Source organism: Floridaenema aerugineum BLCC-F46, from assembly GCF_041929345.1.
In the GTDB taxonomy this organism is placed as follows: domain Bacteria; phylum Cyanobacteriota; class Cyanobacteriia; order Cyanobacteriales; family Aerosakkonemataceae; genus Floridanema; species Floridanema aerugineum.
Genome location: NZ_JBHFNQ010000196.1, coordinates 1 through 21,445 on the forward strand (window position 1 = coordinate 1; position 21,445 = coordinate 21,445).

Consider the following 21,445-nt stretch of genomic DNA (forward strand, 5'->3'; position numbering starts at 1 on the left):
TAAAGTGATAATAGTTAGATGAGGATGGGGCGGGGGGGGAGGCCCCCCCCCCCAAAGAACCGCGGTTGTGGGGGGTGGGGCAGCAGGCCCCCCGTGGTTGTACGCAAACCACAAAAATCCCGAAAACAAGGTTGTTGAAAATAAATAACGTTATATTTGTTAGATGTGTTTGGGGGGGGCTGGTGCCCCACCCCACATTTGTAACAGTTTTTTTGGGGGGTGGGAATCCTGCCCGCCTTGGTTTTCACGAACTCGACTGAAGTCGCTACAAGTTGGTGATACTATATAAGTGTGACAAATATTTACTCTCCTTTACATTCTCTCAGGGAAGGTCACTGGTTTAAGTTGATTTGCGGGGCCAGTTTCCAACACCTTCCAGCTGTTAGAAACCTAACTTTGGTTTACACCTTAGCGGGTGCGGATTGTATTGATGTGGCTGCTGATCCGGCGGTGATTGCGGCGGCGAAAGAGGCGCTAGAGACGGCGCTGAGTTTGGGTGAAGAGGCTCAACGGCGAGGGTTTGGCTTTAAAGGTTTGCCTTTGTTAATGGTGAGTTTGAATGATGGGGAAGATCCTCATTTTCGGAAGGCGGAGTTTGATGCTACTGAGTGTCCAACCGAATGTCCCCGTCCTTGTGAGAGTATTTGTCCGGCGCAAGCAATTTTGTTCGATCGCGCAAATAATAATTTTTCTGGAGTTTTGGATCAATTATGTTACGGATGTGGTAGATGTATACCAATTTGCCCTAGCAATTTGATTTTCACTCGTGCATACATTTCCACACCGGAGGCTGTAGCACCTTTGGTATTACAAACAGCTGTTGACGCGGTGGAAATTCATACCCAAGTTGGTAGGTTAGCAGATTTCCAAAGGTTGTGGAGTGCGATCGCACCTTGGGTGAATAAACTAAAAGCGATCGCGATTAGTTGTCCCGATGGAGAAGGACTAATTAACTACCTTTGGGCACTGTACGATTTAATCAAACCTTTGCCTTGTGAGTTAATTTGGCAAACTGATGGTCGTCCCATGAGTGGTGATATTGGTGCCGGAACGACTCATGCTGCCGTTAAACTAGGAAAAAAGGTTTTAGCCGCAGGGCTACCCGGATATGTTCAATTAGCAGGAGGTACTAATAACCACACAGTTAGTAAACTAAAAGCAGTTGATCTGCTTAATTCTCAGTTAGGCGATTACTCAGCAAACCCATCCGAAAAACCTAATCCGCAATATTTCCCTAAATCCCAAACCCAAAACTATATTGCTGGGATTGCTTATGGTAGCTTTGCTCGTGTAATGTTATCGCCAATTCTCGATCAGTTAGAAGCCGTAGCCGCTAAAACCGACTCTTTAAGTGCATCGCTTATCTTACCACAACAAAGAGTCAATTTGGAAGATCATCCTGAACTTCTCTGGCAAGCAGTTTCTTTAGCTGATACCTTGGTTTCCCAAATTAAATCACCCAACCGCGAAAAAGTAGGCTGACAACCGATGAAATTGAAGTATAATTGTAGTATAAAAGTTCATCCGCAAAATTCAATAAAGAGGTTCTAAGGTCGAGCTAAAAGCATAATCTGGCATTGTCGGCAAGATTTTTGTACTACAAGCTTGACTGGAGAGATTTGCATTAACAAACAATTCCCTTTATCGCCATTTGCTCATGCCAATCAAGATGATCAATTCCAACGGTACAAGTCAACTGAATCACCAGGCAAATTCAGAATTAACAAAGAGTGTTAAAGACGTTATCGTGGGAAAAAAACTGATTACAGACGATCTTCATAAGTTAGTAGAGATTTTGCCAGCCGATATTAGACAGGCTGTGGAGCAGCACCCATTAAAAGATACTTTGGTAGAAGTAGTATTAGATTTGGGGCGGCGACCAGAAGCGCGTTTTCCTGGCAAAGCTGAGTATCTTTCCGAACAGCCTGTTTCCAGGGAAGATTTGAGTTATTGCATTAGTCGGGTAGGGCATTTTAGCGGCGATAACCGAGCAGGCATTGAGCAAACCCTACACCGAATTAGTGCGATTCGCAACCGCACGGATGAGATTATTGGTTTAACTTGCCGTGTGGGTCGGGCGATTTTTGGTACGATCGGCATGATCCGAGACTTGGTAGAAACTGGTCAATCGATTTTGATGCTAGGTCGTCCGGGTGTGGGTAAAACCACTGCTTTGAGAGAAATAGCCCGTGTTTTAGCGGATGAATTAAATAAGCGGGTGGTAATTATTGACACCTCTAACGAAATTGCTGGGGATGGCGATATTCCTCACCCTGCGATTGGAAGGGCGCGACGGATGCAGGTTGCACGTCCTGAGTTGCAACATCAAGTGATGATTGAGGCGGTAGAAAATCATACGCCAGAAGTGATTGTCATTGATGAAATTGGGACAGAGTTAGAGGCGTTAGCGGCGCGTACCATTGCCGAAAGAGGTGTACAGTTAGTTGGTACGGCTCACGGTAATCGGATTGAAAACTTGATTAAGAACCCTACTTTGTCAGATTTGGTGGGGGGTATTCAAGCTGTTACCTTGGGTGATGAAGAAGCGCGGCGACGGGGTTCGCAAAAGACGGTTTTGGAACGGAAAGCACCGCCAACTTTTGAAATTGCGATCGAAATGTTGGAACGGGAACGCTGGGTAGTTCACGAAAGTACTGCGGATACAGTGGATACCTTGCTGCGGGGAAGACAACCGAGTTTGCAAGTGCGAACTGTAAACGAAGCTGGGGAAGTGAAAATTACCAGAGAGTTACCCGTTAATCCGATTTCTTCCCATCAACCTCAGTCTACGCCGACTTGGAAACCTAATGGTTGGCGTGCTTCTGGGCAAATGACTCCGGTTTCTTCAGCTAAAACAGAAGTTTTGCCGGAAAAGCAAAGTTTTGAGCAACTTTTGGATGCTTCTTTCCCGCGCAAGGGTGCTTTTAAGCAAGATTTTGGTTTTGCCGAAGATGAGTTTATGGCGGGTCCGAATGGGGAAGATTTGCCGCTGCATATCTATCCTTATGGGATTAGTCGCCATCAACTGGATCAAGTGATTCAGGTGTTGAAGTTGCCTGTAGTTTTGACTAAGGATTTAGATGGGGCGGATGCGGTTTTGGCACTGAGATCTCATGTAAAAAATCACTCGAAACTGCGGCAAATTTCCAAAGCGCGTCATATTCCGATTCATACGATTAAGGCGAGCACTGTAGCGGAAATTACTCACGGTTTGCAGCGGATGTTGCATATTGATGTAGGTGAAGTGCTTGATTTACCGGATTTGCGGCTTTTCACTAAGAAAGGCAGCGATGATGAGATTGAGGCGCTGGAAGAGGCGAGATTGGCGGTGGAACAGATTGTAATTCCGAAAGGACAACCTGTGGAGTTGCTACCTCGTTCGGCGACGGTGCGGAAAATGCAACATGAGTTGGTTGAACATTACCGTTTGCGTTCTTCTAGCTTTGGTGATGAACCTAATCGACGGTTGCGGATTTACCCAGCTTAAGGTTCGTTGTGAACGCTTCAGCGCGGTAACACTGAAGTTCTATCTGTAGGGTGTGTTAGCGATAGCGTAACGCACCAATTCTATCTGTAGGGTGCGAAGCGTGATAACGTAACGCACCAATTCTATCTGTAGTTAGTGATAACGTAACGCACCATTCCGCCATATTTAGTAGGTTGGTGCGTTACGCTAGCGCTAACGCACCCTACGCATTACGCATCGGAAGAAAGTTTAAAAAATTCTTACTGAATTTCTTGACAAAACTCGGTAACTGAGTGTTAAGATAAACAAGGTTAAACGCAATGGGGTGTCGCCAAGCGGTAAGGCACCTGGTTTTGGTCCAGGCATTCCGAGGTTCGAATCCTTGCACCCCAGTTCATCGCCCTCACTTCTGAATCACACAATTTTGAAGGAGGGTATTTTTATGTCTGAAGTTAGTCCCAATATTTTAGCTCTGGATTTTGATGGGGTTGTTTGTGATGGGCTGATTGAGTATTTTCAGACTTCTTGGCGCAGCTATTGTAAAATTTGGCATCCTGCTGATGAAACGCCTCCAGAGGGTTTGGCGGAAAAGTTTTATCGGTTGCGCCCGGTGATTGAGGTGGGTTGGGAAATGCCGATTTTGTTACGGGCGTTGATTTTGGGTGTTGCTGAGGAGAGGATTTGGGGGGATTGGGTAGGTGTGGCGCAGCAGATTACTGGCGAGGAGGGGTTGAAAGCTGCTGAGGTTGGGGCGATTTTGGATGGTGTTAGGGATGAGTGGATTGGTGAGGATTTGGGGGGATGGTTGGGGTTACATCGGTTTTATCCGGGTGTGATTGAGAGGTTGCGGAGTGCGATCGCCAATTCAGTTAAAATCTACATTGTCACTACGAAAGAGGGGCGTTTTGTTCGTCAGTTGTTGGCAGAACAAAATGTGGAAATCCCGGAAGAACGGATTATTGGAAAGGAGTATAAACGCCCGAAGTATGAGATTTTGCGGGAGTTAATCGCTGCGGGTGGAAGTGCGGTTAATATTTGGTTTGTGGAAGATAGATTGAAGGCGTTGCAGTTGGTAGAACAGGAGTTGGATTTAGCTTCGGTTAGGTTATTTTTGGCTGATTGGGGTTACAATACTCAGCAAATACGCGATTCGATCGCAAATAATAACCGAATTAAGTTGTTGTCACTCGATCAATTTACGCAAGATTTTGCGGTTTGGGTTTAATTGTTAGTTGTAAAAATAATGACAGATATTGATGAGGTTTTGGAGGCTAACCAAGCTTTCTATCGCGCTTTTGAAAAGAAGGATATTGAGGCGATGGGTAATGTTTGGTCTAAGGGTGTGGCGACTGTTTGCGTCCATCCTGGTTGGAATGTTTTGCGAGGTTGGAAGGAAATCGGCTATTCTTGGGAGCAAATATTTAAGAATACTGCTTACATTGAAATTGATGTGGAAATTGTTACTTCGGAAATCCGGGGTGATTTGGCTTATTTGGTGTTGGTGGAAAATGTGTTTCAGGTTTTGGGTGGGAGGAGAACTCAGGCGAAGTCTTTAGCAACTAATATTTTTGAAAGAATGGGGCAAAAGTGGTATTTAGTTAATCATCATGGTAGTCCGATTATGCGGTAGTTTTGGGTTAGGGTTTTTTTGAACCGCAAAGGACGCAAAGGGCGCGAAGGAAAGAAGAAGAGAAGGGCTATTGCACAATTTATTGAGATTAGTTAAAGAAATGGAGGTTTAATCTAATGGTACAGACTCCTGATTCTCAATTAAAAGTTGATAGTACAGCTGCAAAGGCGGCGGCGGGTTTTTATACTAAAGAGGTTACGCCTAGTAAGGACGCGGATTTTGAGTTTTTGTTTACTCGGGCGATCGAATTTCGTCAGGAAACTATTTATTTTATTATTGTCGATCGTTTTAATGATGGCGACCCTGATAATAATCTTGGCCCAAATCCTGCACTTTACGATCCAACTAAGCAAAAGTGGGGGAAATATTGGGGCGGAGATTTACAAGGGGTTATTGATAAGTTAGATTATTTAAAAAATATGGGTGTAACGGCAATTTGGTTGTCTCCTTTGTTTGAACAAGTGGAGGAATCACAGTTTGATTTTGCTGCAATGCACGGTTATTGGACAAAGGATTTTAAAAGAATTAATCCCCGTTTGGTAAATAGTAATGAGTCTACTTCTCTGTTTGAATGCAATGTTTTCAATAGATTAATTGAGGAAATGCACAAGCGGGGAATGAAGCTAATTTTAGATATTGTTTGTAATCATAGTAGTCCAGATGTGAATGGACATAAGGGCGAACTTTATGATGATGGGGTGTTAATTGCTGATTTTTATAATGATGTGAATAATTGGTATTATCATAATGGGGAAATTACTGATTGGGAAGATGAATGGCAACTTTTATATTGCGAACTTTCAGGTTTAGCTACTTTTAATGAGAGTAATATTGATTATCGTAATTATATAAAATCGGCAATTAAACAATGGTTAGATCGTGGGGTTGATGCTTTGCGCGTGGATACGGTGAAGCATTTACCTGTTTGGTTTTGGCAAGAGTTTGTTGGAGATATTCAAACTCATAAACCTTCGGTTTTTATCTTTGGTGAATGGGGTTTTAGTAAACCTTGGGATGGTAAATCTGTGAATTTCACCAATAAATCTGGAATGTCTATTTTAGATTTTGCTTTGTGTGAAGGAGTTCGGGCGGCGTTAGCGAAAAATAGCGAGGGGGGTTTTCATTTAATTCAAGATGTGTTGAATTTGGATCGTTTGTACGATCGCGCCACTGAACTAATAACTTTCATCGATAATCATGATATGCCACGATTTCAAAGTTTGAATTCTGACCCCGAAATTTTGAGATTGGCAGTTAATTTAATTATGACATCTCGTGGGATTCCTTGTATTTATTATGGTACGGAACAGTATCTTTATAATAATATAAATGGTGGCAACGATCCATATAATCGCCCAATGATGGAAAAGTGGGATATGGATACGCAAATTTATCACGATTTGCAGATGTTATCGAAATTAAGAAGAATCAATCCGGCGGTTTCTTTGGGAAGTCAGGTACAAAAATATATCACTCTTGATGTGTATTGTTATGTGCGCCGTTACAGAGATTCTCGCTGTTTTGTGGCGATGAATAAAGGTGATTATGTAAAGATTGATATTCCTTCTACTGATTTGGAAGATGGAGAATATCGCTGCATTTTATCAGGGCGTAAGTTTGAAATTAAAAATGGACAATTGCTAGGGTTGGAACTCAAGAAAAAAGAAATGATTATCCTCAGTTATTTGGGAGAGAGAGTTAAGGGAAAAACTATTGCAAGAGTGCAATTAAATGGAGTAGAAACTAAATTTGGGGAAACAGTTGTGGTGACTGGAGATTGTCCTGAGTTAGGGAATTGGGATATTAGTAAAGCTTACCCATTGGAGTATATTAACTCTAATACTTGGTTTGCTGAAATTCCGTTTAATGAGAGTGCGGGAAAGGCGATCGCATACAAGTACGCAATGTGGCGAGAAAATCAAGAACCTTTGCGGGAAAATTTGGTTAACCGTCGCTGGATTTTAGTTCCTGAAGGTACGGTAAAATGGCAAGATAACTGGGTTTATTAAGGATTTAGAGTTATGCTAGATCTAACAAAAATTGCGCGACAAATGCAGGGTTTGAGTGAACACTTGGCGGCGGAAAGTGTTGCTAGTCGCCAACGGTTAGAGATAGCGCAAAAGTTGATGGTGGAGGCGACTGCTAGACAGGAAGAGTTAGTCGAAATTCAGGAAAGATGGCGCGATCGCTTTATTTTTTCTGTACCTACTCCAGTGGAACCTTTAAATAGTTGTATTGATATTCCCATTCCGCCAAAAGTTCACACGGTTATTGCAACGGATGGTTCGCAAATTTCACCGAGTCACCACGAAATTGCCTATTGTTATTTAATAAATATTGGGCGAGTGGTGTTTCATTATGGACAAGGAAGATACCCTTTATTAGATAGTTTACCAGAAGTTTTTTACCGCCCGGAAGATTTGTATGTTTCCCGTCAATGGGGAATTCGAGTTGAAGAATGGATGGGGTATCGGCGGACTGTTTCGGAGGCGATCGCTTTAGCGGAATTAGTTACAAGTTGGGTACAATGTCAAACCTCACCCCCTAACCCCCTCTCCGTCAACGGAGAGGGGGGACAAGAGAAAGTTCCGACTTTGGCGATGGTGGATGGTTCGTTAATTTATTGGTTTTTGGAAGGTTTACCGGGGGATGCTTGCGATCGCATTTTACCGCCAATTTTAGAAGCTTGGGAACAAATTCGCTTAGCAGAAGTTCCGCTTATAGGTTATATTAGTGCGTCTCGAAGTACGGAAAGTTTGAATTTACTTCGCTTACAAGCTTGTCCTCATTCTACTCCAAATTGTGTGGTTAATTGTGGTGATTTGGAAGAGAAAAAACCGCCTTGTCAGCTTTTTGATACTTTGCGAGATCCGTCATTTTGGTTGTCTATTTTGCAACCTGGACAACGTACTCCGTTATGGAAAAGTACGATGCGAATTTTAAATTTATATGGGGAAACTCAGACGATTTATTTTTGTTATGTTCATGTGGGAAGCGAAATTGCTAGAGTAGAATTTCCCGCTTGGGTAGCTGAAAATTCTACTTTATTGGATCGAGCTTTAAGTTTAATGTTGGGACAAATTCAAAAAGGTTATGGTTATCCAATTTCGTTATCGGAAGCGCATAATCATGCGGTAGTTAAGGGGGACGATCGCGCCCGTTTCTTTGCTTTTTTGGAACAACAAATGATTAAAGCTGGATTAAAAAATGTGGGAATTTCTTATAAGGAGACTCGCAAGCGTGGTAGTATTGCTTAGGTTTTTTTACCACAGATGTCCACAGATGAACACAGATGAACACAGATGGTTTATTGAGATTTTGGGTTGAGATGCGAGTTCTTTTTTTTAACGCAGATTAACCGCAGATGAACGCAGATGAACGCAGATGTTACTGTTAGCTTTTTTGTTGGGTAATGAGATATGGGAAAGTTCTTTTGGGTTTAGAAACTCTCTGCTTCCTCTTCCAATGTTTCGATTAGTAAATTAACTTTTTGCTTCTTTTGTGCCAAAAAATTCTGACATTTAAGTAATGCTTCAACTGCTACGGCAAACTCATCAAACACTTCCCCCAACTCCAACTCCCCCGACTCAATTTCCGCCACTATTTCCTCAACCCTCGCCACAGTTTCCTCATAATTAAAACCCGGTTGCAGCAAAACCTCTTCCGACTCTTTCCGAATAGACTTACTCATCAAAAAAACCTCTTTCTTCTCTTCTCTTCGCGCTCTTTGCGTCCTTTGCGGTTTAATAAAATAAAGACCTTGCAAAAATCCCAAATCTCTCTTTTTTAACCGCAATTAAATACTTTATTTTGACCTTTGCGAACCTCTGCGTCCTCTGCGTCTCTGCGGTTCCAAATCTTCTAAAACCTCTCTCACCTCTACCTTAACCTTTCCCTTCCCCAACTGAATCAACAACTCCTCTCCAATCTGCAAATCCTGATCGGATTTTACAATACCTCCCGCTTGATTTCTCACCACAGCATAACCTCTTTGTAAAACCGACTTTGGATCTAAACTTGCCAACTTGTGCTGTAATAACTCACAACGTTGATTCGCTGCTTCAAACTGCTGATTAGTAACTTGAATTAACCTTTGCTGTAACCAAGAAAGCGATCGCCCTTTCTCCTCCACAAATCGATCGATCCGCAAACGCCGCAACCGATTTTTTAATAATAAAACTCGACTCTCCTCCCTTTCAACTTGCCGATTAATCACCTTTCGTAAATGCAAAACTCTTTCTTGATGCTCAATAATTAAATCATCTAATCTGGGAACAACTTTTTCGGCTGCTGCTGTGGGAGTGTGGGCGGCAAAATCAGCTGCTAAATCTGCTAAAGATTCATCTCTTTCATGCCCAATTCCTGTTACAATGGGGATAGAAGAAAAGGCGATCGCTCTCACCACTCTTTCATCATTAAAACAAGCTAAATCTTCAACTGAACCACCACCCCGCCCCAAAATTATTACCTGTGCCCGACTGTCTTTTTCTACCCGTGCGATCGCAGCTACAATCGAATCTGGTGCTTGTTCCCCTTGCACGATCGCCGGAGACAACAACACCTGTACACCAGGGTAACGTTGCTGGAGAGTCTTTTGAATATCTCCCCAAGCAGCGGCTTGCGGCGAAGTGACAACCGCGATAGTTTGGGGATGGGGGGGAAGCGATCGCTTTCTTTGGCGATCGAACAAACCTTCCGCTTGCAAACGGTTTCGCAACTGCTGATAACGTAAAGCTTGTAAACCTTCCCCTGCTGGTAAAGCTTGGAAAACTCGCAGTTGATACTCTCCCCGCTGACGATATAGAGTCAAACTGCCCAAAACCAGCACTTGTTCGCCTTTTTTGGGCATTTGTACTAACTCTTTCACCAAATTACCCCAAACCACGCAGCGAATCGAGGTTGTACCGTTGGAGTCTTGCAGGGTGAAGAATAACCCTTTAGAATGTGGGCTAGCACTAGAAACTTCTCCATACACCCAAACCTGTGTCAGATTTGCGTCTTCTTCGAGTAACTCTTTGATGTAGTCGGTGATTCCGTCTACTGATAAGGCTGTTTCCAGTATGAGATTATGGGAAAGGTGAGAACTCATATCAACTCAACGGCAACTTAAAAAAGCTTAAAGCACTAGATTCCTCTGGAATGCTAGACTCCCATTAAACATAACGTCTTATCTATTTTTAGATTAATCAAAGTTGGACGTTCTGAGCGGGAAAATCTAAACTAGAATAGTATATCTGTTCTAGTCCTGACTTCCAGACCAACAGTTTTTAAACCTCCTAACCCTAGAGGCGCGGTAATGACTATTGCATCAAATGATATCTCTGGCAAGGAAAAAGCCCAAAACGCTGGCAAGGAAAAAGCCCTAAACCTAGTACTTAAACAAATAGAGAGTCAATTTGGTAAGGGGGCGATCGTCCGTTTAGGAGATGCCACTCGCATGAGAGTGGAAACCATCCCCAGTGGCTCTTTAACATTAGACTTAGCTTTGGGTGGTGGTTTACCCAAAGGGCGGGTAATTGAAATATATGGGCCCGAAAGTTCCGGGAAAACGACGGTAGCGCTACACGCGATCGCAGAAATTCAAAAATTGGGTGGCGTTGCTGCTTTTGTCGATGCAGAACACGCTCTAGATCCCACCTACGCGGCGGCGCTAGGTGTAGATATTGAAAATTTATTCGTTTCACAACCCGACACTGGTGAAGCGGGGTTAGAGATTGTCGATCAGTTAGTGCGATCGGCAGCAGTTGATATTGTAGTAATAGACTCAGTAGCGGCTTTAGTACCTCGCGCCGAAATTGAAGGCGACATGGGCGATGCTCACGTAGGTTTACAAGCACGCTTAATGAGCCAAGCTTTGCGGAAAATTACAGGTAATATCGGTAAATCTGGCTGTACCGTGATTTTCCTCAACCAATTGCGGCAAAAAATCGGTGTTACTTATGGTAATCCCGAAACTACTACAGGTGGTAATGCGCTGAAGTTCTACGCTTCTGTCAGACTTGATATTCGCCGGATTCAAACTTTGAAAAAAGGCACCGACGAGTTTGGGATTCGCGTTAAGGTTAAAGTTGCCAAAAACAAAGTTGCGCCTCCGTTCCGCATTGCCGAATTTGACATTATCTTTGGCAAAGGCATTTCGACAATGGGTTGTATTGTGGATATTGCTGAGGAAACTGGCGTGGTTATTCGCAAAGGTGCTTGGTACAGCTACAACGGCGACAATATCGGTCAAGGACGAGACAATACTATTAAATATTTGGATGAAAATCCTGAATTGGCAAAAACAATTCAGCAGGAAATTCGGGAAAAACTCGATAAAGGTGCTGTCGTCTCTGCTAATTCAGTGGCGCACCCAAGCGATATTGAGGAAGAAGATGAAATTGTTGATGTAGACGAATAACTTAATTAAGAGACTCTCATTACAGCGTAGGGGTAATTCATGAATTACCCCTACGCTGTGACGAGAGTCTCTTCTGTTTTTTTTCTTTAACATTCTACGCGGAAGTTTGACGACTGGTGAGAAAGCGATCGAGAATTTCTGAACGCTGAGTAGGGGTTAAATTGAGCAAAGTAGACGGTGAAGTTTCTTCTGATGCAAAAGGTTTTTGCCTTTGATGAACCGAAGTATCTTTATCTCCATTCTGTTGAGGTTGATTTTCTTCCTCAATCTTCGCTGGTGGATTCTGTGGTTTAGGTGCTGGGGGATGACTTAATGGCGACTCGCTCATTAATTCTACTATTTCTGAGGATACTGGCTCCAAGTTTTGCGCTGATTGCGCTAAGAAAAAGGAAATAGTCAAGCTTCCCAAACGAATTTGATCGCCGTCTTTAAGTAGTTGTCGATGGAAAACTGGCTCACCGTTGACAAAGGTGCCATTAGTACTATTTAGATCTATTAAGTAGAATCCTTCTTTTTCTACATATTGGAGTGCAGCATGATGGCGCGAAATCCATTGATCTTTTAATGTTAAGGCTAAACGGCGATCGCGTCCTATAATCCAAATTTTTTGTGGTTGGAACAGTGTTTGCGTGTTTCCATTCACCAAATTAGTGATTAGGTAAACTTCTCGCTCTTGTACAACACCCTGGACATAAGTTGGAACTCTACTGCTTAAATAGGGAAATGACAAATTCTCTAATTGGAGGATCTCATCCAGTAGACCATGATTGTGTTCATAAATTTTGAGAAACACTTGGTATAGGCCAAGGCGTTTTTCTAGTTCCATAATTTAAAAGGGTTCAGATTATAGTCAGTGCATCCCTGTTGACACACCCAGATTAACCGTCATTTGTCCAGATATTCAATCTGAGATTACACTTAGGACATATTACTTTATTGATGTGTTTGGCTGTATGTTCACCTGATTCTAGCCAAAAGGCTAAGTTAGCGGTCATTGGGAAACTAAGTAACAGGTTTTATCTATCAATACTGTTTCACTTTTAATATAAACCAACCAACTTCCTTGCTCCCTGAGTAGTAATTTAACTTTAGAGTTAAAATTTCTACTAATTTTGGCTAAAGTACGGAGGCTATTTTTCGCTGAAAAAGCACAATATCTAATACTTCGCCTACATCTAAAGTAATATTTTTTCAGGTTTTTTGATACCCGCATATTTACTGAAAATAGTTTTTTTTAATTTGCACATTTATTGTTGTTTATTTACAATGTTTTACTAGCAGTGCTTTTTTCAAGTAATTATTAAGATTAATAGGATTTACTTAGGCTCTATATTTAGAAGATAGTTGAATCAGCAAACTCTGGATAGTGCTAGGCAACAAAAGCTTTTTTAGGCTGGACTATGGAGATAAAAGCTCAAGCCAAATTCGCTGCAAAAACCCGGTAAATACTGGTATTTTGACTAAAAAACTGAGCGAAAGCTCAGTCTTCCCCAAACTTAACTTTCTTGTAATTTACCTTTTCTTCACAAACAGTTTTTCTGATGAACGCAGAAATTTTAACAATTCTCTATTTACTGTGTCGGGAGCTTCTTGCTGAATCCAATGTCCGCAATGGGGAACAAATTTGAGTTGAAAGGGAGCAGCAATTAATTGGTCTAAATCTTGGGTAAGTTTGTTGCTTAAGAAAGAATCTTCTTCACCCCAAAGCACCAAAGTAGGAACTGTGACTAATTTAGTTTGTTCTTCCCTATTTTGTAACCAAGCTTGGGGTGAAAGGATTTGGCGGTAATAGTTAATTGCGGCTGTTAAAACACGGGGTTTTGCTAAAGCATTTTGGTAAATATTCATGACTTCCGTCGTGAAAGCTGCTTTGCGAATGGCGTGTTCTCGAAACAAGTTTTGGACGAAATTTTTGAGATTGTGTTGAATTAACCACTCTGGGAGCGCCGGAATTTGAAATAATAGCAAAAACCAGCTGCGACGGAATTGGTCAATATTACCAATTAAGTCTTTGACGAATTGTTGTGGGTGAGGTGCGTTGAGGATAGCTAGTCGATCGATACATTCAGGAAATTTCTGTGCTAAATTCCAAGCAATCACGCCACCCCAATCATGTCCTACTATGTGAGCGCGACTTTTGCCAAAACCCTGGATTAAACCGCGAATATCTGCGCTCAGTGTATCCAAATCATAGCCACTCGCTGGCTTATCTGAGTAGTTGTAACCTCGTAGGTCGGGAACCACCACTTTAAAGTAACGTCCTAAAGCAGGAATTTGGTGTCGCCACGAGTACCAAAACTCTGGAAACCCATGCAAAAGAATTACTAATTCTCCTTCACCTTGGGTTACACAGTGCAAGCGAATGTCATTTGTCAAGACAAAATGGTGTTGCCATCCCGAATCAGGAGCGCTCATATTAAACAGCAGGCTAAAGGTGCCAATTGAACTAACATCTCAATCTTTAGATTAGCAGTTCAGCGTCGCTGAGGGAGTAGTTTCAGCATCTAGCCGAGACAGCTAAACCTTGATGGTGTCAAGTTATGGCTCGCCTGTGACATCTGCTTCTAGTATCTGCTTAGATTGTTTGTGCTACCGCAGCAGTGTAAGCAGAAGAAGCGGATTCGGGTTGAGATTTGAGCAAGTTGGCGAGTTCTTGTAGCTGAGCGATCGCTTCTGCGCCCTCTAGCTTCATCAATTCTCGATCGTCTCGCATCTCTGTCCAAGTTATGCCGTAATCCGACACCAAAAATCTAATCAGGTGATTATCTCCCAAGCTGACCATAAAAGATGCGCTAGACATCTGATCGCCGCAAGTATAGCAAGAAGCTAAATATCCTCTGCGCTCTAGCACGATCGCCAATGCTTGAAGATTCATCACCAGATCTTGGACAAACTGCGAATGTTGTTTTGCAAGTCTGATAAACACTTTTATCCTCCAGCCACCACACCTAATTTTAGACCTTCTTTAGATTTTCTTAACATTCTCTCCATTATGCTCCAGATCGCGAATTTACAACAACTTTCCTACTAAACAACATATAGGTTTGCTTTTAAGTTAACTGAACGATTATTTTTGGGTCGTATCAGGAACGACATTCCCAGATGAGTCACAGTCATGCTAGACGCTTTCACTTCAGATATAGTTCATTCTTGGGAGATAATTTGATCTCCGATGTCAAGAAAACTTAACTTTGTTTGTTGTCTATAACACTTGCTTGAGATCTAAGAGTCGGAACGCCTGTGAGATTTTAGTTAACTTGCCACCAACCCAAAGCTGGGCCAATGAATCGCACGCTCACCCAACAAACAACCAAAACACCGATCCCGATCCATGAGCCCCGATTTGTCCACTTGACAAATTGTTGTGCTTGCGATTTAGTAAATGGGAACCAGGGAGCTATAGAGGATTCTTTGCCGTATTGTTCTCCAAGTGTTTCTTTACGTCTTTTTGCTTCACCCATAACTGCTCACTCCGCGAGAGCTAACCTTTGGCTTAATGATAACCTTTATCGTCTTTGACAAGCTTTGTGCTTGACAAAACTTTTATTATACCTAACTTTCAAAAAGAAAATAAGTTAGGGTCTAGGTAGTTAATGCGGGCGAAAGGGCCCAAAGCGGTGAGTACTTGTTGACCATAGCTGCGGTGAATGGTGCGGCTATCGAGTAAAGCGACTACACCTTGAGTGGTGCGAACAGGTGCGATCGCTCGTTGCAAAATATTCAAAGCTTCTGGCAACAAATATAACCGAAACCAATCTTGATGCTGTTGCTTATAATACGCCACCCGACCAGCCACCAAAGGATTTTCCAAAGAAGGAATTGGTAAAGTGGCAATCAATAACAGGTGAGGTGCGGGTAAAACATCTTGGTGTTCCAGCCAAAATTCCCAGCCAGTAACTAAAATCCCATTGTCATCCAAACAAGTTTTTTCCACCTGCACCCGCGAACCAAACTCAGCGGCAATTTCCGCGCCAACTTGAGCTTTTAGTGGGACATCACTAACCAAAAGTGTTGTCAATCCTTCCACAACCGCACTAACAACCAACAATCTGCGAATTTCTTGTAATAACGCCGCTTGAAACTGGGGTGTATTCGGCAGCGGAAAACTATCTGGCACATAAAGCTGAATTAACTCACTTTGACGATCCAAAGAAAACTTCAAGCAAGTTAAATCTCCTAGTCCTAACTGCTGACGATAGATAGGTGCAAGGGCTTCCAACTCCAAAGCGCCACCAATTAAAACTACAGGTTGCTCTGACCAAACAGATTTGAGTGTGGAAGAAACTTCGATCGGACCACAGTAAATCGTAAACAAACCTTGAGTCCGGGCGATTTGCGCCCAATACATTTGCCCAAGGGTAGTAAATGTTTGCCAAAATATTTGCCAGTTAGCTGGCAGGGCGGAAAATGTGGCAGAATCTTCCTGGTCTAGACTTAAAACCGCAAATAGATGACTTAAAACCTGTTTTTCTGTGGTTTCCAGCAAATAGCATTCGTAGGGATTAGCGGGATGCTGGAAAATTTCCTTAGTTAGTGACACCTTAGCATCTCGGATTGCCTCAATGCGGTGGGGGAAAGCTTGGATCAACTCTTCCCAATCGCTAGGAGTAATGGTAGCGGTTAACTGTTGGCGCGTCCAAGTTTCCAGGTCATCTACACCATCGAGGATGGTGGGGATACCATGAGCAAATTGTGTTTTAGTTGTCAGGCGATCGCGCAACCAAGATGAAGGTGAAGTAATTAACAACCCAGCAAAATTAGGATCGGGGAGAGCATCACCGACAAAAATTTCTTTTTCCGTAGTCAGCCAACCTTGTAATTGGGGAATTTCCACTTTCAGGAGTCGCTGCTGTGTTGCTTCCGTCGCCACGACAATTACTGGCCCTGACCACATTAAAGCAGGTGCTAGGTAACTTAGCCGATAGCGGACATTTGCCGAAGTGGGTGCCCCCACTTGAATCAAAGCACTTCTTTCCAATCGTAAGGCGCGTGCCACCAGTCTAGCCATAGTTAAATGGTGGGGCCAGTATGTCTCTTTGCACTCTCTGAGGAATGCTCGCAGTGAGTTATGGACTTCAACCTCAATCATGTCAATAGTTTTGAGTTCTTAGCTTCGTTTTTTGAGTGATCACAAGAGTCCCAAGAGTCCCAAGAGTCCCAAGAGTCTTTTTCTACCTGTGGGTTTTCTCGCGAGATTTTTGTAAAATATTGTTTAAAATTCCTGCCTATGAAAAACCGTTTTTTGCGAATTGTTCTTTTACTGATTCTCTCAGTTATTTTGGGATTAGGTTGGTGGGTTCCGTCTGCTAAGGCTGATACCGAAAACCAAAAGTTAATAGCAGAGGTATGGCGCATTGTCAATCAATCCTACGTGGATGAGACGTTTAACCATCAAAATTGGTGGTTAGTGCGGCAAAACGCGATGAAGCAACGCACCAAGAACCGAGAGGAGACTTACTCCGTAATTGGCAAGATGTTAGCTAGTTTAGACGATCCTTTTACGCGACATCTTCAACCTAGCCAATACCGGAATTTACAGGTATCTACTTCTGGGGAACTCACAGGAGTTGGGTTACAGATTGCTGTGGATGAAGAAACGGGGAATTTGCTGGTAGTAACGCCCATTGTGGGATCGCCAGCCGAAAAAGCTGGAATTAAGCCAGGGGATCGGATTCTAAAAATCGATGGCGTTTCCACTACTCAGTTTAGTTTAGACGAAGCTGCGGCCCTGATGCGTGGCCCCAGGGGTAGTCAAGTCGTTCTGAGTGTGGGACGGCAACAGGAAGGGGCCCAAGAATTTACACTAGTGCGCGATCGCATTGCCCTTAATCCTGTAATTGCTGAATTGCGTTCATCACCAGAAAGTGTCCCTGTAGGCTACATTCGGCTGAACCAATTTAATGGTAACGCAGTAGCAGAAGTAGCTCATGCGATCTCTAAGTTGGAAAAACTTGGTGCAGATGCCTATATTCTGGATTTGCGGAATAATCCCGGTGGATTATTGCAAGCAGGAATTGAAATCGCCCGTCTCTGGTTGGATCGAGGCACCATTGTTTACACAGTTAATCGTCAAGGCATAATTGGTAGCTTTGAAGCCACAAATGTAGCTCTGACGAACGATCCTTTAGTAGTGTTAGTAAATCGTGGTACGGCTAGTGCCAGTGAAATTCTCGCAGGTGCTTTACAAGACAATCAACGCGCCCAAATTATCGGTGAAAAAACTTTTGGTAAAGGTTTAATTCAATCACTGTTTGACTTGTCTGATGGTTCCGGTTTAGCGGTAACTGTCGCCAAATACGAAACGCCTAATCATCATGACATTAATAAGTTGGGAATTACTCCCGATCGCGTAATTAGTTGGGAACCAACTGCTTTTGACCAAATTGCCACAGAAGTAGATCAACAATATAAAACTGCTTTCGAGATATTGACGACTCCTTCCGTTGTGGCAAATGCAGGTTAAAGGGGACTGGGGACTCTTGGGACTTTTGGGACTCTTGGGAAATTAATTAACTCAAAACTCAAAACTCTCCTTACGAGAAACTCAAAACTGCTCCCCTGCTCCTTACTAAGCTTCAGTAGTAATTAAAGCGGCATTGACTTGAACAACGCCTTGATTTAGGACAATACCTAAAAAAGGGCCGTTGTTAGTTAGTGCAATTGCTGTACCCTGAATGACACCGCCAGAGGCTACGTCGTTGAAGTTGATTAGACCGGATTGTTGTGCTGCTCGTAGTTCAGGTGATAATCGGCTGACAAACTCAGCAACAGAAACGGAAGGGAATTGTTGTAACACTAACGCTGAAACTCCTCCTTGAAGATTTGTAATACCAATTTTGTCCCCTGGGGAGAAATCTAAGATTATATCTGCTTGGAATAGGTCGTTGACTGTGTTATTTCCTTGGAGAACAAATACGTCAACGTCTGTTGTGCCTGTTTCTGCAACACCTCCAGACAAGGCATCTTGACCAAGGTCTCCAATCAGGGTATCTGAACCTTGTTGACCAAAAAGGATATCTGCACCTTTGCCGCCACGAATGCTGTCGTTTCCTGCGCCTCCTGTTAGATAGTCGTTGCCTTGATTACCGTTGAGGAAGTCGTTTCCTTCCTGTCCAAAGATGCTGTCGTTACCTTCTCCACCGTAGATTGTGTCGGCTAAATCTGGAACTTGGTTGTTGAGACTGCCGCCGTAGATTATGTCATTTCCCACATCGCCGGAAATGAAGTCTTTGCCTTGTTCTCCGGCTATGGTATCGTTTCCTGCGCCGCCAAAGATGGTGTCGTCGCCTTTTCCTAAGATTAAGCGATCGTCTCCTTGGTTGCCTTGAACAATGTCTGCTAGGTCCGATCCTGTGATTGTATCGTTTCCAGCTAAGGCTAGTAGACCTCCAGGTAAGGTATCTAGCAACCCTGCTTCGATCGGAAAATTATCTGCATTGTCTGTTAGCACAAAAAATGGCGGGATGGCTACCATTTTTAATTCCCCTCTATGAAGTGGATCGAGCTCTAAATCAATAATAGTGTGAGCTAATCTTTTAGTTATATTTTGCTTTTTATGCCAGCAGACTAATCAAAATTAATCATCGGGAGAACGAAAGGCAAAACGCAACATTTAGTTGGAGATTTGCCTTTCTAGTTTAATTATGTTTAACAGCTTTCTGTAGCAAATTCGCGACAGGCTTTGATACCCAAATTGGGATTGCTGCGATACTCATCACTGGGAATCAAAGTGTTAATTTGGCGATTCATCCGAATGAAATAGATGTATTCAACCTCTGGGGCGTAGTTTACTCCAACTCGGAGGTTGGAAAAATCGTCTTCGCAAATTTCATAGCCAAATCTGACGACTATTTGAGCTACTAAACATTCTGGGGTATCACCGTACTCGCCACAGGTTTCTCTCTCTTGCCAAAATTTTTCTAAGAATGGTTCGAGGATCGGTAAGACTCTGTTAGGTGCGCCATTTCTGCTGGCGTAGACGACTACGGGATTGCCTTCAACAACTATGTGACAAGATGTAACCATTTTCTTCAAATCAGGGGTTTCCCAATTTAGGGTAACGCCCTTCGATATCTCAGGGATAGAGGGATTTTACAGATTGCCTCTGAGGATGAAAAGAACTAGGGGATCAGGGATTTTTGGTTAAATGATCCCAAAGATTTTTGTAAATTTTTGTAAAAATCCAATATTTTGTAGCTTAAGTTACAGAATTTTCTGTTATCTTAAATAGTGAAGGTATAACGAACAAGTTGAACCAGGAGAAAAGGTCATGTCTGCACAAGAACAAGCTCGGTCTTTGATGATGCGTCACCACCACTTGATTAAAAATCGCCAGCAATCTATGCTAGGTCGTGCGGCTGCGGAAATGGGTCTGTCTGTGGATGTAGATAATTGGGTACATACTCAAGGGAAAACGGAACCTTCTTTCCGGGCGACTTACGATCGCAGTGATGCTTCTTTAAGCTAGAAAATTTAATTCTGACAATTTTGCCATTCCTTTAAGATATTAAGTTACTGATTCAGTCGTTCTGTTAACAATTGCCATATTACTGAGGCGTTCTTGAAAGAAGAGAACGCCTTTAAATTTTTAGTAGTTTTTTTCAGGCTAAGTCTTGGAGGAATTAAAATGCTATTTAGGTTAAGTCTGCAATAGCAAATTATTTAATGACACAGCTGCCAAGTCCTCAACCTAATCCTAATCCCACACCGCCACCTCAAAGGGTTCAACAGAAGACTGCTTTGGGTAGGCGAACAGAAGTGATTTTAATGAATATTGGGGAACCTTTGGATTTGGTGGGTAAAGCTTTGTTGGGGGATTTGTGGAGAACGGTTTATTTATCGGTTCAGGATGCGATCGCACTCAGTATACTTTTACAAGTTCCCGGTTTAATTGGTCAATGGATTATTGGTAAAAGCTTTTCTGATTTTCTTGTTTGTCTGCAAGAAAGTGCTTGGGGGCCAACAAGATATGCTTGCTTCATTATAGTAACTTCTGATTTTCTACTTTGGATTGTTTTAGCAGGGCGCATTATTGGCAGATTTTGGGTAGATTTGCGAGACTTAAGAAAAGGTCAAGGAGGTGGTGGACATGGCTCGAATCAACCATAAAGAAATCAGTCTTTATGAAGAAGCTAAAGCGGGTTTTAGTTCGTTAATTAAGCAAACAGTTCAAGTTGGGGCTGGTTTCTTATTAATGCTGTTAGTTACTGGAGGAAAACCGCCAGCTTTTACTGTTGCTTTAAGTGTGGTTGGAGGAATTGCTTTTGTTGCTTGGAGTGAACAAAAAAGATTGACAAATCCGAAAACTGTTCCCTCTGATAACAACAGTGCCTCGGATCAATTTGCGACTGAAAGTAAACAACTTTTAGAAGCAGATACAGAAAATTTAGCTGAATTAGTGAAAATAGCAGGTTTCAATCCGGCTGAAGATTTGGTGGGAGCGAATTGCTTTGGGGCGAAAGCTGTTGGTTGTAATATGAGGCGTTTTAACCTCAGCGATGCTGACTTGAGTCATGCTGATTTGAGTCGTGCTGATTTGAGTTTTGCCAACTTAAGTAATGCCAAATTAATTCAAGCTAAACTTAGCCGTGCTGAATTAAATTACTGCAATTTAAGCAACGCTTTGTTGATGGATGCTGACTTGAGTCATGCTGATTTCAGAAATGCTAATTTAAGCGGTGCTGATTTGATTAATGCTGATTTGAGTAATGCTTATTTAGAAGGTGCTGATTTGAGTGGTGCTAATTTAGCAAGTGCTAAGGTGGAAAAAGCTGTATTTGGTAAAAATGCGGGGATTTCTGAGGCGGACAAATCTGACTTAGAAAAGCGAGGGGCAATTTTTCCGCAGGATATATCTAACGCGGTGAAAGTATAACTTTTTTCTAAATGGCAGAGTGGGATTTTAGCTTTGTGATAGGTTAGTTGTTAGATAAACCTTTTTAGCTTGACG

At 42.6% G+C, this 21,445-nt stretch carries 20 protein-coding genes and 1 tRNA gene; 12 read left to right on the forward strand and 9 right to left on the reverse strand.

Going from position 1 to position 21,445, the window contains the following annotated elements:
- Positions 1-291 precede the first annotated feature (291 nt).
- The 7 genes from ldpA (at position 292) to ACE1CC_RS25045 (ending at position 8,353) form a co-directional block, all read left to right on the forward strand.
- Entirely contained in the window at positions 292-1,482 is a 1,191-nt protein-coding gene (gene ldpA, locus ACE1CC_RS25015) for a circadian clock protein LdpA (protein ID WP_413273151.1), read from the forward strand.
- 187 nt (positions 1,483-1,669) lie between these two features.
- The gene (locus ACE1CC_RS25020) at positions 1,670-3,487 is read left to right on the forward strand and encodes a R3H domain-containing nucleic acid-binding protein (RefSeq protein ID WP_459563917.1); all 1,818 of its coding nucleotides are present in this window, start codon (positions 1,670-1,672) and stop codon (positions 3,485-3,487) included.
- A 300-nt stretch (positions 3,488-3,787) separates the two neighbouring features.
- Positions 3,788-3,859 (forward strand) — tRNA-Gln (locus ACE1CC_RS25025).
- A gap of 49 nt (positions 3,860-3,908) precedes the next feature.
- Positions 3,909-4,691, forward strand: a complete 783-nt coding sequence (locus ACE1CC_RS25030) for an HAD family hydrolase (protein WP_413273153.1) — start codon at positions 3,909-3,911, stop codon at positions 4,689-4,691.
- Between the two features lie 18 nt (positions 4,692-4,709).
- Complete coding sequence (locus ACE1CC_RS25035) at positions 4,710-5,096, forward strand: nuclear transport factor 2 family protein (RefSeq protein WP_413273154.1); 387 nt, start codon at positions 4,710-4,712, stop codon at positions 5,094-5,096.
- Between the two features lie 116 nt (positions 5,097-5,212).
- Entirely contained in the window at positions 5,213-7,105 is a 1,893-nt protein-coding gene (locus tag ACE1CC_RS25040) for an alpha-amylase family glycosyl hydrolase (RefSeq protein ID WP_413273155.1), read from the forward strand.
- 12 nt (positions 7,106-7,117) lie between these two features.
- Positions 7,118-8,353, forward strand: coding sequence for a DNA double-strand break repair nuclease NurA (locus ACE1CC_RS25045; protein ID WP_413273156.1), 1,236 nt, complete (start codon positions 7,118-7,120; stop codon positions 8,351-8,353).
- Between the two features lie 182 nt (positions 8,354-8,535).
- Here ACE1CC_RS25045 and xseB read toward each other — a convergent pair whose 3' ends face one another.
- Both xseB and xseA read right to left on the reverse strand, forming a co-directional pair.
- Complete coding sequence (xseB, locus tag ACE1CC_RS25050; protein WP_413273157.1) at positions 8,536-8,787, reverse strand: exodeoxyribonuclease VII small subunit; 252 nt, start codon at positions 8,785-8,787, stop codon at positions 8,536-8,538.
- A gap of 114 nt (positions 8,788-8,901) precedes the next feature.
- On the reverse strand, positions 8,902-10,185 hold the full coding sequence (gene xseA / locus ACE1CC_RS25055) for an exodeoxyribonuclease VII large subunit (RefSeq protein WP_413273158.1): 1,284 nt from the start codon (positions 10,183-10,185) through the stop codon (positions 8,902-8,904).
- A gap of 207 nt (positions 10,186-10,392) precedes the next feature.
- Between xseA and recA the strand changes: the two genes are divergently transcribed.
- Positions 10,393-11,496 carry a recombinase RecA gene (gene recA / locus ACE1CC_RS25060; protein ID WP_413273159.1) on the forward strand — a complete coding sequence of 368 codons (1,104 nt, stop codon included), beginning with the start codon at positions 10,393-10,395 and terminating at the stop codon, positions 11,494-11,496.
- A gap of 94 nt (positions 11,497-11,590) precedes the next feature.
- Here the strand turns inward: recA and ACE1CC_RS25065 are convergent, their stop codons facing one another.
- From ACE1CC_RS25065 to ACE1CC_RS25085, 5 genes are all read right to left on the reverse strand, one after another.
- Complete coding sequence (locus tag ACE1CC_RS25065) at positions 11,591-12,322, reverse strand: FHA domain-containing protein (RefSeq protein WP_413273160.1); 732 nt, start codon at positions 12,320-12,322, stop codon at positions 11,591-11,593.
- A gap of 686 nt (positions 12,323-13,008) precedes the next feature.
- Positions 13,009-13,911 carry an alpha/beta fold hydrolase gene (locus tag ACE1CC_RS25070; RefSeq protein WP_413273161.1) on the reverse strand — a complete coding sequence of 301 codons (903 nt, stop codon included), beginning with the start codon at positions 13,909-13,911 and terminating at the stop codon, positions 13,009-13,011.
- Between the two features lie 160 nt (positions 13,912-14,071).
- Positions 14,072-14,422, reverse strand: coding sequence for a DUF1815 family protein (locus ACE1CC_RS25075; RefSeq protein WP_413273162.1), 351 nt, complete (start codon positions 14,420-14,422; stop codon positions 14,072-14,074).
- 322 nt (positions 14,423-14,744) lie between these two features.
- Positions 14,745-14,957 (reverse strand): DUF2839 domain-containing protein, encoded by a 213-nt coding sequence (locus ACE1CC_RS25080; RefSeq protein WP_413273163.1) that lies wholly within the window; start codon positions 14,955-14,957, stop codon positions 14,745-14,747.
- 98 nt (positions 14,958-15,055) lie between these two features.
- Positions 15,056-16,585, reverse strand: a complete 1,530-nt coding sequence (locus ACE1CC_RS25085) for an ATP-dependent DNA helicase (RefSeq protein ID WP_413273164.1) — start codon at positions 16,583-16,585, stop codon at positions 15,056-15,058.
- Positions 16,586-16,723: 138 nt separating this feature from the next.
- Here ACE1CC_RS25085 and ctpA point away from each other — a divergent pair, with 138 nt between their 5' ends.
- On the forward strand, positions 16,724-17,959 hold the full coding sequence (ctpA, locus tag ACE1CC_RS25090; RefSeq protein WP_413273165.1) for a carboxyl-terminal processing protease CtpA: 1,236 nt from the start codon (positions 16,724-16,726) through the stop codon (positions 17,957-17,959).
- Positions 17,960-18,064: 105 nt separating this feature from the next.
- On the opposite strand, the gene ACE1CC_RS25095 is transcribed toward ctpA, so the two are convergent.
- A complete protein-coding gene (locus ACE1CC_RS25095; protein ID WP_413273166.1) occupies positions 18,065-18,970 on the reverse strand; it encodes a calcium-binding protein in 906 nt (301 codons plus the stop codon).
- Positions 18,971-19,143: 173 nt separating this feature from the next.
- On the reverse strand, positions 19,144-19,521 hold the full coding sequence (locus ACE1CC_RS25100) for a histidine kinase (protein ID WP_413273167.1): 378 nt from the start codon (positions 19,519-19,521) through the stop codon (positions 19,144-19,146).
- Positions 19,522-19,765: 244 nt separating this feature from the next.
- On the opposite strand from ACE1CC_RS25100, the gene gifA reads away from it, so the two are divergent.
- The 3 genes from gifA to ACE1CC_RS25115 all read left to right on the forward strand — a co-directional run bounded on the left by gifA (position 19,766) and on the right by ACE1CC_RS25115 (position 21,370).
- The gene (gene gifA / locus ACE1CC_RS25105) at positions 19,766-19,963 is read left to right on the forward strand and encodes a glutamine synthetase inactivation factor IF7A (RefSeq protein WP_413273168.1); all 198 of its coding nucleotides are present in this window, start codon (positions 19,766-19,768) and stop codon (positions 19,961-19,963) included.
- A 197-nt stretch (positions 19,964-20,160) separates the two neighbouring features.
- Complete coding sequence (locus ACE1CC_RS25110) at positions 20,161-20,604, forward strand: hypothetical protein (RefSeq protein ID WP_413273169.1); 444 nt, start codon at positions 20,161-20,163, stop codon at positions 20,602-20,604.
- Positions 20,585-21,370 (forward strand): pentapeptide repeat-containing protein, encoded by a 786-nt coding sequence (locus ACE1CC_RS25115; protein ID WP_413273170.1) that lies wholly within the window; start codon positions 20,585-20,587, stop codon positions 21,368-21,370. Before ACE1CC_RS25110 ends, ACE1CC_RS25115 begins: the two co-directional genes overlap by 20 nt.
- The last annotated feature ends 75 nt before the right edge of the window (positions 21,371-21,445 follow it).

Coding starts and splice junctions, on each gene's coding strand:
- ACE1CC_RS25040 (WP_413273155.1), top strand. CDS start 5,213: ATGGTACAGACTCCTGATTCTCAATTAAAAGTTGATAGTACAGCTGCA.
- ACE1CC_RS25035 (WP_413273154.1), top strand. CDS start 4,710: ATGACAGATATTGATGAGGTTTTGGAGGCTAACCAAGCTTTCTATCGC.
- gifA (WP_413273168.1), top strand. CDS start 19,766: ATGTCTGCACAAGAACAAGCTCGGTCTTTGATGATGCGTCACCACCAC.
- ACE1CC_RS25110 (WP_413273169.1), top strand. CDS start 20,161: ATGACACAGCTGCCAAGTCCTCAACCTAATCCTAATCCCACACCGCCA.
- ACE1CC_RS25065 (WP_413273160.1), bottom strand. CDS start 12,322: ATGGAACTAGAAAAACGCCTTGGCCTATACCAAGTGTTTCTCAAAATT.
- ACE1CC_RS25085 (WP_413273164.1), bottom strand. CDS start 16,585: ATGATTGAGGTTGAAGTCCATAACTCACTGCGAGCATTCCTCAGAGAG.
- ACE1CC_RS25070 (WP_413273161.1), bottom strand. CDS start 13,911: ATGAGCGCTCCTGATTCGGGATGGCAACACCATTTTGTCTTGACAAAT.
- ACE1CC_RS25080 (WP_413273163.1), bottom strand. CDS start 14,957: ATGGGTGAAGCAAAAAGACGTAAAGAAACACTTGGAGAACAATACGGC.
- ACE1CC_RS25030 (WP_413273153.1), top strand. CDS start 3,909: ATGTCTGAAGTTAGTCCCAATATTTTAGCTCTGGATTTTGATGGGGTT.
- ACE1CC_RS25115 (WP_413273170.1), top strand. CDS start 20,585: ATGGCTCGAATCAACCATAAAGAAATCAGTCTTTATGAAGAAGCTAAA.
- ACE1CC_RS25045 (WP_413273156.1), top strand. CDS start 7,118: ATGCTAGATCTAACAAAAATTGCGCGACAAATGCAGGGTTTGAGTGAA.
- recA (WP_413273159.1), top strand. CDS start 10,393: ATGACTATTGCATCAAATGATATCTCTGGCAAGGAAAAAGCCCAAAAC.
- ACE1CC_RS25100 (WP_413273167.1), bottom strand. CDS start 19,521: ATGGTTACATCTTGTCACATAGTTGTTGAAGGCAATCCCGTAGTCGTC.
- ACE1CC_RS25020 (WP_459563917.1), top strand. CDS start 1,670: ATGATCAATTCCAACGGTACAAGTCAACTGAATCACCAGGCAAATTCA.
- ACE1CC_RS25095 (WP_413273166.1), bottom strand. CDS start 18,970: ATGGTAGCCATCCCGCCATTTTTTGTGCTAACAGACAATGCAGATAAT.
- xseA (WP_413273158.1), bottom strand. CDS start 10,185: ATGAGTTCTCACCTTTCCCATAATCTCATACTGGAAACAGCCTTATCA.
- ctpA (WP_413273165.1), top strand. CDS start 16,724: ATGAAAAACCGTTTTTTGCGAATTGTTCTTTTACTGATTCTCTCAGTT.
- xseB (WP_413273157.1), bottom strand. CDS start 8,787: ATGAGTAAGTCTATTCGGAAAGAGTCGGAAGAGGTTTTGCTGCAACCG.